Below are 13,017 nucleotides of genomic sequence, written 5' to 3'. Positions count from 1 at the left end.
ACAGTATGCGTATTCCCATAAGCATTGGGTAGGCCGCACGAATGATATGATCTATTCCTGACCGGAATGGATGGAGACAAGATGGACCGCTTGCGCCTGATGGAAACCTTTGTCCGCGTCGTCGAGACCGGCAACTTCTCGGCCGTCGCGCGCGAGGAGCGCAGTACCCAGTCGGCCATCAGCAAACAGGTGCAGGCGCTGGAAACCCTGCTCGGCGCCAGGCTGCTGGTGCGCTCCACGCGCAGCCACGCGTTGACCGAAGCAGGCAAGCGCTACTACGAGCGCTGCCGCCAGGTACTCGACACGCTGGAGGAAGCGCGCGTCGAAGTCCAGCGCACCGAGAACGAGATCACCGGCGTGCTGCGCGTGGCCGCGCCGGTCTCCTTCGGGCGCCTGCACATCGTACCGCGCCTGGCGGCCTTCTTTGCGCGCTATCCGCAGCTGAAGATCGACCTGCAGCTCGACGACAGTTTCGTCGACCTGGTCGTTGGCGGCATCGACGTCGCCTTCCGCGTCGGTGAACTCAAGGACAGCCGCCTGATCGCGCGCCGCATCGGCACCGCCCACCGCGCCGCCCTCGCTTCCCCGGCTTATCTTGCGCGGCATGGCGAGCCGCAGCACCCGGAGGACCTGGCCCGCCACCAGTGCATCGTCTACACGGGCCTCACCAACCTCAACGAATGGAACTTCCAGGACGAGGACGGCGCTCACCACACGGTGCGGGTGAATGGCCACCTGCAGTCGAACAGCTCCGAAGCGATCCGCCAGGCCGTGGTCGAGGGCCTCGGCATCTGCTACACGCCGCAGTGGGTGTACGGCGACGACATCCGCGCCGGCCGCGTGAAACCGATCCTGACGAACTACCGGCTGCCGCCGCTGCCATTGAACGTCGTGTTCCAGCCGGCGCGCCGGCCCTCACTCAAGATCAGCCATTTCGTGTCTTTCTTTGCCGAGGAATTCGCACGCGACCCGGATATTTCGCCGATGCTGGCGCGGGACGGGAAGGACGATGCGCTGGCGACGCTGGGCGACTACGGCGGCAGGGACGCCAGGCAGCACTGACCATTTACCGCTTGGCAACGCCGATCGGACGCGATTCCCGATGCCCGTGCCGCGAAGGCAAGCCGGACTGCAGTCACAAGCCGCGCCGACTTGCCAATCGCAGGAGCGTCCCCATGTGCAGTGCATGGGCATCCTGTTCCGGATACCGCTTTCCGATAGTGACATGCAACATTTCGTTTCCACCTCCCTGCTCGCCACTGCCTTGCTGGCAACGGGTGCCGCTCATGCCCAGGGCGACCCGGGCCTGGTCGCCCTGATCAACGACTACCGCGCCCATCCCGACGCCTGCGCCGGCAGGCCCGCACCGCCCTTGCGCGCCCAAGCGACGCTGGCGCGCGTGCGTTTCGGCCCCGGTGCCTTTCCGGAATCGGTGCTGGAGCAGGCGGGCTACCATGCCGCCAGCGTGGAGGTGATCGGCGTACGTGGCGCAGCCGACGCGGCGGCGGCAATGGAGGCGATTCGCAAACCCTATTGCCGCGCCCTGCTGGATGCGAGCTTCACGGAAGTCGGCACCAGCCGCCGCGGCGAGGAATGGACGATCGTGCTGGCGCGGCCGCTGCCGCCGGTAACGCTGCCTGGCCAGCAGGAGGTAGGCCGCGAGATCCTCGGCCTGGTGAACGCGGCGCGCGCCAGCCCGCGCATGTGTGGCGAGCGCTCCTTCGGCCCGGCCGCACCGGTGCGCTGGAACGATGCACTGGCCGCCGCCGCGCTGGTGCACAGCCGCGACATGGCCACGCACCGCCATTTCGCCCACCGGGGCAGCGACGGCAGCGAAGTGGGCCTGCGCTCCAGCCGTGCCGGCTACAACTGGCGCCAGGTCGGCGAAAACATCGCCGCCGGCCAGACCACGCCGAAAGAAGCGGTCGAGGGCTGGCTGGACAGCCCCGGCCACTGCGCCAACCTGATGAACCCCTCCTTTGTCGAGATGGGCGCCGGCTACGACATCAGCCGCGCACGCATGCCAGGCTTCGTGTACTGGACCCAGGTATTCGCGGTGCCCCGGTAGGGTTGGCGCGGCCGCGGGGCTGATTGCAGCGCGAGCGCTCGCGCAGGAGACTTGCGGCGACCCGGCATCGCGCCGGATGCGCCGCCCCGCCCTACCAGAAGATGACGCGTTCTTCCGGCGCCAGATACATCTTGTCGCCCGGCTTGACGTCGTAGGCTTCGTAGAAACCAGGATGGTTGCGCAGGCTGCCGTTGACGCGGAATTCCGACGGCGAGTGCGGATCGGACTTCACCTGCGAGATCAACGCCGCATCGCGCGCCTTGCCGCGCCGGACCTGGGCCAGGCCCATGAACAGGCGCTGCTCGGCGGTGAAGCCGTCGATGACCGGCGCCGGCTTGCCGGCCAGGTAGATTTTATAAGCGCGGCTGGCCATGATGGCGCCGGCGTTGTCGGCGATGTTCTCGCCCAGCGTCAATTCGCCGTTCACGTGGTAGCCCGGCAGCGGGCTGTAGGCGCCGTACTGGGCAACGAGCACCTTGCCGCGTGCCGCGAACTTGTCGGCGTCCTCTTTCGTCCACCAGTTGCGCAGGTTGCCGTCGCCATCGAACTGCGAACCCTGGTCGTCGAAAGCGTGACTGATCTCGTGGCCGATCGAGATGCCGACCGCGCCGTAGTTGACCGCCGGCTCGGCGTTGGCGTCGTACAGCGGATACTGCAGGCGCGCGGCCGGGAACACGACCTCGTTCAGCTCGGGGCTGTAGTAGGCGTTGACGGTCTGCGGCGACATGCTCCAGGCGCTGCGGTCCACCGGTTTCCCCAGCTTGCCGATGCCATACGCGTGCGCGAATTCGCGCGCACGCATCACGTTGCCCACCAGGTCGCCGCGTTCGATCGCCAGGCTGGAGTAATCGCGCCACTTGTCCGGGTAGCCGATCTTCGCCTTCATCTTCGAGAGCTTCAACTGCGCCTGCTTCCTGGTCTCCTCGGTCATCCAGTCCAGCTTCTCGATGCCTTCGCCGAAGGCCGTGACGAAGTTCTTCACCATCGCTTCCACCTGCGCGCGGCGCTCGGCCGGGAAGTGCTTCTCGACATAGACCTTGCCGACGATCTCGGACAGGTCGCGGTTGACCTGGGCAATCGCGCGCTTCTCCAAAGGACGGTTCACCTTCGCACCCGACAGCACGGTGCCGCGGAAGGCGAAGTTCTCGTCCACGAAGGGCTGCGACAGGTAAGGGGCGTAGCTGCTCAGCAGGCGGAAGGCGAAATAGGATTTCCAGGTATCGAGCGGCGTGGCGACGATGAGTTTATCCAGCTTCTCGAGGTAGCTCGGCTGGCTGACGATGAGCGAATCGACCTTGCCGGCAATGCCGGTGCCCTTCGCGTAGGCCTGCCAGTCGAAGTGCGGGGTCAGGGTTTTCAGCTGGGCGAACGAGAGCTTGTTGTAACCCTTGACCGGATCGCGGTTTTCCACGGCGCTCCACTGCACGCGCGCGATCTCCGTTTCCAGCGCGAGGATCTGCGCGGCTTTGGCAGCGGCGTCCGCGTGTCCGGCCAGCGCCAGCATCTTCTCGACGTGGGCCTGGTACCGGGCGCGGATGTCCTTCAGGCGCGCCTCGTCCTGCAGGTAGTAGTCGCGGTTCGGCATGCCCAGGCCGGACTGGTTGATGTCGACGATGTAGCGCGTCGAATCGCGGTTGTCCTGATGAACGACCATGTCGAGCGGCGCACCGGCATCCAGGCGGGAAAAGCGCGCCGCCAGTGCCGCGATGCCGCGCTTGTCCTTCAGGGCCTGGACACGTGCCAGCTCCTGCTTCAGGGGCGCCAGGCCCAGCGCATTGCGGCGGGTCTCGTCGACGTAGCTGGCGTAGTAGTCGCCCATCTTCCGGATGTCGGAACCAGGACGGGCGTCCTTGTCGCCGGCCGCGCCCTCGACGATGTCGCGCACCTGGCCCTCGACCTTGTCCTGGGCGACGTTGAAGGCGCCCCAGCTCGAGCGGTCCGACGGAATCTCGACGTCCTTCAGCCATGTGCCCTGGCTGTAGCGGAAGAAGTCGTCCTGTGCACGCACGCTCCGATCAATCGCAGCGACGTCGACGCCGGACACCGCGGCCGCGGCCGGTGCCGGTGCCGGTACCGCATCGTGGGCGCCAGCGTGGCTGGCGGCGGCAAACAGCCCCGCGATCAGGGTGCTGCACAGGGTAGGCTTCATGGTCTCTCCGCTTTCGAATCATGGTCAACCGGCCGATGCTAAAGCAAATGGCTGGCCCTGCCAAGGGAAGCAGGGGCGATTGCCGGCGCATGCCGGCATGGCAGGGCGCCCGTACGTACGGGCGCTATCGAAAACGGCGGGCGTGTATTGACGGGAATGGTCGCCAGCACCGCGGACTTCAGCCATAATGAATAGAACTTTGCCAACGATCGTTCCAATGCCGCATTCCCGCCCATCCATCGCCAGAGAGCTGCGTCCATGAAGCCCACCTCGCGCGTCTCGCGCCTGTACGAGGTCATGGACCTGATGCTCGACTCGGTGGGCGACCCGCTGGCGCTGAAGAACCTGGCCGCCTCGGCCAGCTATTCCTCCTTCCACTTCGACCGCATCTTCCGCGAGCTGACCGGCTTTTCCGCCGTGGAATACCAGAGAAAACGCCGCCTGCGCCGCGCCGCACACCTGTTGCGCCACGAGCCCGACGTCTCCATCCTGCGCATCGCCCAGGACTGCGGTTTTCCGTCCAACGCCGCCTTCGCCAAGGCCTTCAAGCAGCAGTTCGCGATGTCGGCCAAGGCCTGGCGCGAAGGTGGCTGGCGCACCTACATGGACCAGCAGGTCGGACGCGAGAGCGACGTCAGCTTCTTTGTCGCCGAACCGGGCAACCTGGACGTGATCCTGGCGCCCTATTCTCCGCCGGCGCCGGGCAGCGTGGTCCGCGCGCATCCGGGTGCAGGCGCTGGCGCCGATCGCCCTGCGCTACCAGCGCTTCTTCGGCCAGTCGGGCGCTGCGCTGTCGATCGCCTGCAACGATTTCATCTGCGAGCGCGAACGCCGCGGCGACGTCGGGCGCACCACGCCCGGTACGGCGTGTTCGACGAAGACCCCGGTTTCACGGGCGAGCGCGAGTACTGCTACGACTTCGGCTTTGCCGGCAGCGACAGGCCGGACCCGTCGCTGGGCACGCGCGTGCTCCCGGCCGGCAGCTACGCCTGCCTCGATTTTTCCGGCGAGTGGCCGCGCTTTCGCTCGATGTACGAAGACTGGCTCGACCGCCAGAGCGTCTGGCGCCTCGACAGCACGCGCCCGCATATCCAGAAGGTCGAGCGCGGGCAGGACGATGGCTGGCAGGGCTGGCTGGCGCTGCCGGTCAAGAAGCGCTGATCGTCCGTAGCGTGGGCACCCCGTGCCCACGCCGAATCATGGTCATTGTTGGCAATACCGCGTGGGCACAGCGTGCCTCGGCGGCCCCGCCCACCTTACTTGTCGTCAAAACGCAGGAAGCGCGTCAACACCAGCCCCGGCAACGCACACACCAGCACCCACAGGAAAAACGAGCGGTAACCCAGCGCCGCCTGGATATCCCCGCTGACCATCTTCGACAGTACCAGGCCAAGCTGCATGAAACCGGTGCCGAGCGCATAGTGCGCGGTCTGGAAGCGCCCGCGCGCCACCACCTGCATGATGAACAGGATGATGCCGACGAAGCCGAAGCCGTAGCCGAACATCTCGATCGACAGCGCCGCGGCGATCAGCGTGAGCGAGGCCGGCTGCGCCGCGCTCAGGTAGCAGAACACCAGGTTCGGCAAATTCATCGCCAGGATCAGGAAGGGCAGCGCACGGCGCAGGCCCAGCCAGGCCGTGAAATAGCCGCCGCCGATACTGCCCACCAGGAAGGCAACCGTGCCGGCAGTGCCATACACGATGCCGACTTCCCCGGTGCTCAAGCCCAGGCCGCCGAGCGCACGCGCATCGCGCAGGAACAGCGGGCCGATGGTCTGGATCTGCCCCTCCGCCAGGCGGAAGGCGACGATGAAGACGATGTACATCCAGATCCCGTCCTTGGCGAAGAAATCCTTGACCACCTCGACCAGCGTGCGCGCGACGCCGCGCAGCGACGCATCGGCCGGCGGCACCGTCAGGGTGCCGGGCAAGGCCCAGCCGTGATACAGGCCCAGTCCCGCCATGGCCGCCGCCATCAGTGCAAACACCACGGTCCATGCCGGCGCGACACCGATGCGTCCTTCCAGGTAGCCGGCCAGGATCACCAGCCCGCCCAGCGACAGGAATTTGCCGGTATTGAAAAAGGCGCCCTGCCAGCCCGCGTACATCGCCTGCTGGCGTGCCGACAGGCTGATGATGTACAGGCCGTCGGCAGCGATGTCATGGGTGCTCGACGCCAGCGACACCACGGCCAGCGCCGCGATCGCGAGGGCGAACCAGGCCGGCAGCTGCAAGCCCAGCGCGAGCGCCGCCAGCGCCGCGGCACCGAGCAGCTGGAAGGCGACCACCAGCCGCTTCTTGCTGCGCGCCAGCTCGAGGAAGGGACTCCACAGGGCCTTGAACACCCAGGCCAGGCCGAGCAAACCCGTCCAGCGGGCGATCTGCTCGTTGGGCACGCCCATGCTCTTGAACATCAGGCCCGCCACCAGGGCTACCGCATAGAACGGCAGGCCCTGGGCCAGGTACAGGGTCGGCACCCAGGCCAGCGGGTGGCGCGGCGCCGCTACCGGCACGGCAAGAGGAGGAGCATTACGCATCGGGAGCATCCTTCAGGTCGAGGGTGACAACGCGGCTGGCGCGGCCGCGCGTGTCGAAACTGGCAATCCGCAATGTGCCGGCACCCGGCGGCGGCGTCAACGGTCCAGTGTAGCGGGGACTGGCGCCGTCAAGCTCGCCGTTATCGAATGCATAGCGCAAGCTCAGTCCGGGCAGCGCGACGTTCGCCCGGATGACGCCGTCGCGTCGCACGACACCGGGTGGCGGCAGCCGATAGCCGTAGCCGGGCGGATCGCGGTCCAGGCGCGGCAGTTCGCGCTGGCCGAGGCGGTTGGCGAATGCGTTCCAGTCGGCCGCGATCCGCTCGGCGCGCCGGGCCGGATCCGCAATCCGCTGCCAGCCGGGGTCAAGACTCCAGGCGCGCTCGGCCAATGCCAGCAGCCGGGGCGCCACCGGTATTCGATGCGCGCGCGCGAGTGCGCGTTCTCGCCCCACAGCTGGCCCTGCAGGCCGAGCACGCGCTCCGGCGCCGCCAGCGGTACCAGCCGCCCCAGCGCATCGGGGACAGCGGCCGTCCCATCTGGTCGGCACCGGGCAGCAGCGTCAGGTCGAGCGGGCTGAAAAGGAAGGCCTGGCGCGTGTCGACGAAGCCGGCCCAGTAATAGCCGGGCTCCTGCGGGTCTTTCGCATAGGCCAGGTCGAAGTAGAGGTTGGCGGCGTTCGCCAGCACCACCTCATAGCCGGCATTGGCCAGCTTGAAGGCGCAGTCTTCCTGGCCCGAGCCCCAGGCATTGTTCCACACATACACCTGGAAGCCGGGTCCGGCAAAGCGCGGGTCGGGCTCGGCGCCCGGATTGTTTGAAGCCTCGGCGCCGCCGGGCGTCGGGTGCAGCAGTGCGGTGTCGTCCCAGCCGGCAAAGGCCAGGCCGTGGACTGCCAGGATGGCGCGGCAGCGTGCCACGAAGTCGGCACGCAGCTCGGCCACGTCCTGCCAGCCCTGTTCCGCCATGCGCGCGCGGCAGATTGGGGGAGCCGAGCCAGGCACCGAGTGGCACCTCGTCGCCGCCGGTGTGGATGGCGCGTAGCGGCACTCCGGCCTCGCGGTAGAGGGCGCGTACTTCAGCCACCACCGTATCGATGAAGCGGTCCACCGCAGGCAGCGCGATGCAGATCACGTTGTCGTGCCACAGCTGCACCGATTCGTAGCGGGACGTGTCGTCCGGATCGTCGAGGCGATAGGCCATTGCGCCGGCCACATCTCCCTGCGCCAGCAGGCGGTCGTGGCGCACACGCATCGCCTGCACGGCGGCGCGCGCATGGCCCGGCATGTTGAACTCGGGGATGACCTCGATATGGCGCGCATGTGCGTAGCGCAGGATGGCGATGAATTCGTCCGCGTTGTAGTAACCGCTGCCGGCCGAGCCATCCACCTGCGCGCCCGAGCCGAAGGATGGCGGCAGGCGGGCCTTGCCGGCAGCGGCCACGCCGCGCCGGGCCCCGACTTCGGTCAGTTCGGGCAGCGCGGCGATTGCGAGGCGCCAGCCTTCGTCGTCTGTGAGGTGAAAATGAAAGCGGTTCAGTTTGTAGCGGGCCATGCAGTCCAGCAGGCGCAGTACCGTGTCGACACCGGCGAAATGGCGCGCCACGTCCAGCATCATGCCGCGGTAGCCAAAGCGCGGTGCGTCGACGACCTCCCCCCGAGCGGCACGCTGCCGTCAGCTTCGATCAGCTGGCGCAGCGTCTGCAGGCCGTTGAAGACGCCGTGCGCCGAAGCGCCGCGCAGGCGGATTTGATCGAGCGCGATATCGAGCCGGTAGGCTTCTTCCGGCACGCCCTGCCCCACGTCCACCGGCCCCGTCTCGAGCGTGATGCGCACCCCGGCGCCTCCGGGCGCCAGCCCGGCCAGCAGCGTGCGCAGGAAAGCCGCTTCGCCGGCCAGCGCCGCCTCGTGCAGCAACGGACTGTCGCTGCCGATGCGGCAGGATGCGTCCGTGAAACGGCTCGCCAGCGGCTGTGGCGTGATGCGTCCGACCTCCTCGATGGGTAGCAGGCGCAAGCCGGCATTGTCGTCGAAGCGGCGCGCGGCATCGTTCGTCGGCACGCGGTCTTCGCTATGGCGTGCACGCTGCGCCGCACGTGTGAAAGGGACAATGTGCGGATCGCCCAGGTCGATTGCCTCGCCCTCGCCGGTGACGAGGTAGAAGCCGAGCGGCGCATCGGTGATGCTGATGGCCCAGAAGCGCGCTTCGTAGCGGATGTCGAACTCCTCGCCCGCCTGCCAGGGTGCGCGTTCGCGCAGCGTCAGGCGAAACAGGTCGCCGTTCACATGCTCGATGAGGAAAGCGGGGCTGACGGTGTCCGCCAGCACCTTGCGGCAGGTATTGAAGTACAGCTGCCAGCCCGCCGCGATCGGCGCCTCGCCTTCGTTGCGCAGCGCCAGCCGCGCCGCGAAAGTATTCTCGCGCACGCCGTTGGCCAGGCATTCCCACTCGATGGACACTGGAGACCTTGTCGGCATCGTTTTCCCTTGTTCCAGAAAAAAGGGCAAGACCGCAGGCGGCCTTGCCCGAATCACCGCCGGCTACGGAACCGGCGGATGCACCGCAGGACAGAGGTTTACAACTTGCCGCGAATGCCGACGTAGAAGGTGCGGCCGTTGGAGTAGAAGGCCCGCGGACGGTCCTTGTTCTCGGCATACATCTTGATGGTCTCGTTGGTGAGATTGAGCGCATCGAAGGTCAGCGTGAGCTGCTCGGTCAGCTTGACGTTGACGGACGCCGCCAGCGAAGGCATGTCGTCCACGTGCTGGCTGGCGCCGCGGTCCACGCCGGCCTTGTAGGCCGAGCGGAAGTTGTAGGCCAGGCGCGCGCTGAAGCGTTCGTTCTCGAAGAAGCCGGTCAGGTTCCAGGTGCGCTTCGAGGAGTTCAGCAGCTCGCCGCCATCATCGAGTTCGCCATCGGCGTAAGTGTAGTTGGCGAGGAAGCCGAAGTTGTTCCACAAGGGCTGCTGCCAGCTCAACTCGATGCCCTTGTTGGTGCCGGTGGTGTTGAAGGGCGAGGTGATCTGGTACTCGGCCGGGGCGCTCCTCTTGTTGTTGTAGTAGGTGCCGGTGCTGGTGCCCTGGGCGACGATCGAACGCAGGTCCATGTAGAAGAAGCCTGCCGAGAGCAGCGCTTTCGGTGCGAAATACCATTCGGCCGAGAGGTCGAAGTTGGTCGAGCGGACCGGGTCCAGGTTGACGTTGCCGCCGCTGCCGCTCAGGGCGTCGTCGTTGAGCGACACCGAACCTCCGAGCGCCGAGTAATCCGGCCGGGCGATGGTCTTCGCCAGCGCCGCGCGCAGCACCAGGTCCTCGCGTGCATCGAACTTGACGTTCACGCTCGGCAGGTAGTCGCGGTAGGTACGCTTGAAGGTGGTCGGCGTGTAGGGACCGAAGGCTGAACCGGTGACCGGGTTCGGGCCGCCCGGCAGGTTCACCACCGTGTTCTGGCGCGTTTCCACCGCGCGCAGGCCGGCGTTGCCGCTCCAGCGGTCGCCGCCGAATTCAGCCATGCCGTATAGGGCCGAGGTCTTTTCGCCGACCTGGAATTCGTCGGTCCAGTTGTGGCGCAGCGTGTAGTCGAGCAGGCGGTTGCCGGGCACCGCACCCCAGGCGCCGAGCGCGGCGCCGTCGTATTTGAAGTAGTTCGACGACAGGTTGCCACCGAGGTCCCTGGCGAAATCGGACGGGTACATCTGGCCGTTCCAGGCCGGGCCCGGGTTCGAGAATCCGTTCGGTCCCGGACGGGTTTCCAACGGGTGCTCGGCCGTGCGATGGTGGTCGGTGAAGCGCGCACCAAAGCGCAGCATGGTGACGATGGAGTCGCGCACGCGCCAGTCGGCATCGACCTGCGCATACTTTTCCTGGTCGACCGATTGTGCCTCGCCGCCGCCGGCCCAGGCGGTGGAGCCGGGCACCGCGGTGTTCCCGCCGGGGTAGCTGACCGAAGCCGGCGACAGGCCATTGAGGGCATACACCATGCCGCCGTCGACGTTGTTCTGGTAGAAGACATCGTCGCGGTCGTAGCCCACGCCGTGGGTTTTGCCCAGCTTGCCCGACACGGTGAGATCGTCGTTGACCTTGAACTTGCCGTTGAAGTCGAGGTACCAGGATTCGCCGCCCGCATTCGGGCGGTAGATGTTGTCGACTTCGCCGCTGTTGGCGGTAAAGCCGGCACCGACCAGGGTATTGTTGCGCACGACAGGATTTTGCGGAATCAGGCCGTCCCGGTTGATTGAATTGGCCGGCGCGGCCAGCCAGTTGGTGTTCAGGTGCGGGGCCTTGAGTTCGGAATAGAAGCCGTTGACGTCGAGGCTGAGGCCACGCATCGGGCGCAGCTCGAAGTCGAAGGCGCCGCCGCTGCGCTTCTTGGTCTGCTCGAACAGGCTGGCGCCGATAAAGGTCGGCATCACCACGCCGGCCAGCGATGGATTGGCGACGGCCGCGGCGCTGGTCGGGTCGATCGGGGTGTAGCCGAGGATCTCCTGGCCGTCGCGGCGTACGGCGGCTTTTTCGGAGAAGCCCTGCAGCAGGAAGCCGGCGGTGTTCGCGGCGTTCTTCCAGGACACCAGGCCGGAGATGTGCGGCTCGGTCTTGCCGGACAGGTCGTTGTAGTTCGCCTGGATCGAGCCCTCGACGGTGAGCGGCTGGCGGAAGTCGAGCGGACGGCGCGTGATGACGTTGATGGCGCCGGAAACGCCCCCCTCCACCAGGTCGGCGGTAGGACTTTTTTGGACGACGATGGAGCCGACCAGTTCCGACGGCAGCAGCGAAAAACTGCTTGAGCGGCCGACGTTGCCGCCGATCTGGTTCAGCAGGAACCAGTCGCCGGTGCTGATGGCGTGGCCGTTGAACAGGGTCTGCTGCAGGCTGGGGCTGGTGCCGCGCAGGCTGACGCGGTCGTTCTCGCCGAAGCCGCCCTCGCCGCCGGCCGAGGACTGGGTGTTCACGCCGGGCAGGCGCTGGATGGCATCGGCCACGTTTTTATCGGGCATCTTGCCGATGTCCTCGGCGGTGACGACTTCGACCACCGAGTCGGCGCCGCGCTTCTGGCGCAGCGACTGTTCCAGCGCCGCGCGCACGCCGGTGACAACGACCTGCTGCACCGGTTCGCCCGTGCCCGGCGCCTGTTCCTGGGCGTGGGCCTCGAAGGCGCTCCCCGCCACCAGTAGCATGACTGCGGCCGCGATCGCGGTATGTTTGGTGTGATGCCGTGCCTTCAACTCGTTCATGTCGTCTCCAAAACATTCATGGTGGCCGGCACGGCGTGACGCCGGTGCAGCCGTTCAGTTGCAGTACCAACCCGTTTCGAATGTGGCGGACGCTGTGCGCCTCTCCTCTTCGTATGGACGGCATTGTGTTGTTATTTTTGTGGCCATGTTTGTCAAATCTTGCTGAGCGTACAGGGGTGTCACATTTTGGACATGGGGGTGTGCTAGCAGCGTGGGCAAAAAAAACGCCACCCGGAGGTGGCGTCTTGGCTGCGTGGATGCAGGTTGCGGAGCGGCTCAGCGTTTGAATAGCCAGAGAATGACCGACACCACGATTGAAATAACGATGCAGGTCACGACCGGAAAACTGAAGCTGAAGCCTTCGCGCACGACATGGATGTCGCCCGGCAGGCGGCCGAAGGGGAGCCGGCGCAGCCGGGGCCAGGCGACGCCGATGGCGGCGATCGCCAGGCCCGGGACGATCAGGGTGCGCTGCATGGTGGTGCAGGCTGCCGTCCGTGCGGAGCGGGCCCGCTCAAGGCTGGCCACCCTGGCTGCCGCCACCACTGCCGCTGCCCCGGCTGCCCGTGCCGCGGCTGCCGCCGCCGGCGCCGCCGCGGTTGCCCGCCAGCGTATTGCCGCCGCTCGGATCACCGCCCGCTGCCATCGAGCTGGCCTGACCGCCGGCGCTGCCGTTCTCGCGCGTGTCGTCGCCGGCCGACGCTTCGCCCAGGCCAGTACCGCCCGCCGCGCCCGCCCCTGCTGCCGGGCTGATGGCTTCCCCGGCAAGGGTGCCGCCAGGGGTACCGGGGTTACCGGCGGTGTCGTCCATGTGGCGCAGGTTTGGCACCGCCGGGGCCGCTGCTGCCGGCCATCTTCGCGCCGGCTGCCGCATCGGTGCCGCCGGCGGCGCCGACGATGTCGGCCCCAACCGGGCGCTGCTGGCCCTGCACGGGCCGTGCGCCGCCTTCGGCCAGCGTATCGGCATTGCTCACCTGTTGCCCGGGTGCGCTGCCGGCGCCCTGTTGCGTATCTCGTTGCTCGTTTGCCATAG

Annotated in this window: 12 protein-coding genes and 1 pseudogene; 3 read left to right on the top strand and 10 right to left on the bottom strand. The window is 67.2% G+C overall.

All coding sequences use genetic code 11. From position 1 onward, the window contains the following. Positions 1-81: 81 nt before the first annotated feature. Positions 82-1,062, top strand: a complete 981-nt coding sequence (locus tag G4G31_RS07135) for a LysR family transcriptional regulator (protein WP_182990849.1) — start codon at positions 82-84, stop codon at positions 1,060-1,062. Positions 1,063-1,225: 163 nt separating this feature from the next. Then, the gene (locus G4G31_RS07130) at positions 1,226-2,068 is read left to right on the top strand and encodes a CAP domain-containing protein (protein ID WP_182990848.1); all 843 of its coding nucleotides are present in this window, start codon (positions 1,226-1,228) and stop codon (positions 2,066-2,068) included. Between the two features lie 91 nt (positions 2,069-2,159). Here the strand turns inward: G4G31_RS07130 and G4G31_RS07125 are convergent, their stop codons facing one another. Next, a complete protein-coding gene (locus tag G4G31_RS07125) occupies positions 2,160-4,217 on the bottom strand; it encodes a M13 family metallopeptidase (RefSeq protein WP_182990847.1) in 2,058 nt (685 codons plus the stop codon). Positions 4,218-4,475: 258 nt separating this feature from the next. Between G4G31_RS07125 and G4G31_RS07120 the strand changes: the two genes are divergently transcribed. After that, the gene (locus G4G31_RS07120; protein ID WP_182990846.1) at positions 4,476-5,378 is read left to right on the top strand and encodes a helix-turn-helix domain-containing protein; all 903 of its coding nucleotides are present in this window, start codon (positions 4,476-4,478) and stop codon (positions 5,376-5,378) included. A gap of 95 nt (positions 5,379-5,473) precedes the next feature. Here G4G31_RS07120 and G4G31_RS07115 read toward each other — a convergent pair whose 3' ends face one another. The 9 genes and pseudogenes from G4G31_RS07115 to G4G31_RS07090 all read right to left on the bottom strand — a co-directional run bounded on the left by G4G31_RS07115 (position 5,474) and on the right by G4G31_RS07090 (position 13,015). Continuing rightward, positions 5,474-6,754 (bottom strand): MFS transporter, encoded by a 1,281-nt coding sequence (locus G4G31_RS07115; protein ID WP_182990845.1) that lies wholly within the window; start codon positions 6,752-6,754, stop codon positions 5,474-5,476. Then, positions 6,747-7,166 carry a chitobiase/beta-hexosaminidase C-terminal domain-containing protein gene (locus G4G31_RS25440; RefSeq protein WP_229425433.1) on the bottom strand — a complete coding sequence of 140 codons (420 nt, stop codon included), beginning with the start codon at positions 7,164-7,166 and terminating at the stop codon, positions 6,747-6,749. Before G4G31_RS25440 ends, G4G31_RS07115 begins: the two co-directional genes overlap by 8 nt. Further along, entirely contained in the window at positions 7,120-7,722 is a 603-nt protein-coding gene (locus G4G31_RS27480) for a family 20 glycosylhydrolase (protein ID WP_267873661.1), read from the bottom strand. Before G4G31_RS27480 ends, G4G31_RS25440 begins: the two co-directional genes overlap by 47 nt. Positions 7,723-7,801: 79 nt before the next feature. Next, a pseudogene (locus tag G4G31_RS27475) lies at positions 7,802-8,368 on the bottom strand (family 20 glycosylhydrolase); the annotation flags it as partial. Further along, complete coding sequence (locus tag G4G31_RS25430; RefSeq protein ID WP_229425432.1) at positions 8,368-9,231, bottom strand: carbohydate-binding domain-containing protein; 864 nt, start codon at positions 9,229-9,231, stop codon at positions 8,368-8,370. The gene G4G31_RS25430 and the pseudogene G4G31_RS27475, both read right to left, overlap by 1 nt. A 98-nt stretch (positions 9,232-9,329) precedes the next feature. Beyond that, a complete protein-coding gene (locus G4G31_RS07105) occupies positions 9,330-11,984 on the bottom strand; it encodes a TonB-dependent receptor (protein WP_182990844.1) in 2,655 nt (884 codons plus the stop codon). 276 nt (positions 11,985-12,260) lie between these two features. Beyond that, positions 12,261-12,461 (bottom strand): DUF2905 domain-containing protein, encoded by a 201-nt coding sequence (locus tag G4G31_RS07100; protein WP_182990843.1) that lies wholly within the window; start codon positions 12,459-12,461, stop codon positions 12,261-12,263. Positions 12,462-12,498: 37 nt separating this feature from the next. Further along, on the bottom strand, positions 12,499-12,795 hold the full coding sequence (locus G4G31_RS07095; protein ID WP_182990842.1) for a hypothetical protein: 297 nt from the start codon (positions 12,793-12,795) through the stop codon (positions 12,499-12,501). After that, the gene (locus G4G31_RS07090) at positions 12,776-13,015 is read right to left on the bottom strand and encodes a hypothetical protein (RefSeq protein WP_182990841.1); all 240 of its coding nucleotides are present in this window, start codon (positions 13,013-13,015) and stop codon (positions 12,776-12,778) included. Before G4G31_RS07090 ends, G4G31_RS07095 begins: the two co-directional genes overlap by 20 nt. Positions 13,016-13,017: the final 2 nt, after the last annotated feature.

It is taken from the genome of Massilia sp. Se16.2.3 (assembly GCF_014171595.1).
In the GTDB taxonomy this organism is placed as follows: Bacteria; Pseudomonadota; Gammaproteobacteria; order Burkholderiales; family Burkholderiaceae_D; genus Telluria.
Note: the sequence above shows the minus strand (reverse complement) of the source record. Positions and strands in the feature narration are given on the sequence as shown.

Bases quoted from the DNA above. Each gene is read 5' to 3' on its own strand.
- G4G31_RS07135 (WP_182990849.1), top strand. From the start codon at position 82: ATGGACCGCTTGCGCCTGATGGAAACCTTTGTCCGCGTCGTCGAGACC.
- G4G31_RS07130 (WP_182990848.1), top strand. From the start codon at position 1,226: ATGCAACATTTCGTTTCCACCTCCCTGCTCGCCACTGCCTTGCTGGCA.
- G4G31_RS07125 (WP_182990847.1), bottom strand. From the start codon at position 4,217: ATGAAGCCTACCCTGTGCAGCACCCTGATCGCGGGGCTGTTTGCCGCC.
- G4G31_RS07120 (WP_182990846.1), top strand. From the start codon at position 4,476: ATGAAGCCCACCTCGCGCGTCTCGCGCCTGTACGAGGTCATGGACCTG.
- G4G31_RS07115 (WP_182990845.1), bottom strand. From the start codon at position 6,754: ATGCGTAATGCTCCTCCTCTTGCCGTGCCGGTAGCGGCGCCGCGCCAC.
- G4G31_RS27480 (WP_267873661.1), bottom strand. From the start codon at position 7,722: ATGGCGGAACAGGGCTGGCAGGACGTGGCCGAGCTGCGTGCCGACTTC.
- G4G31_RS25430 (WP_229425432.1), bottom strand. From the start codon at position 9,231: ATGCCGACAAGGTCTCCAGTGTCCATCGAGTGGGAATGCCTGGCCAAC.
- G4G31_RS07105 (WP_182990844.1), bottom strand. From the start codon at position 11,984: ATGAACGAGTTGAAGGCACGGCATCACACCAAACATACCGCGATCGCG.
- G4G31_RS07100 (WP_182990843.1), bottom strand. From the start codon at position 12,461: ATGCAGCGCACCCTGATCGTCCCGGGCCTGGCGATCGCCGCCATCGGC.
- G4G31_RS07095 (WP_182990842.1), bottom strand. From the start codon at position 12,795: ATGGACGACACCGCCGGTAACCCCGGTACCCCTGGCGGCACCCTTGCC.
- G4G31_RS07090 (WP_182990841.1), bottom strand. From the start codon at position 13,015: ATGGCAAACGAGCAACGAGATACGCAACAGGGCGCCGGCAGCGCACCC.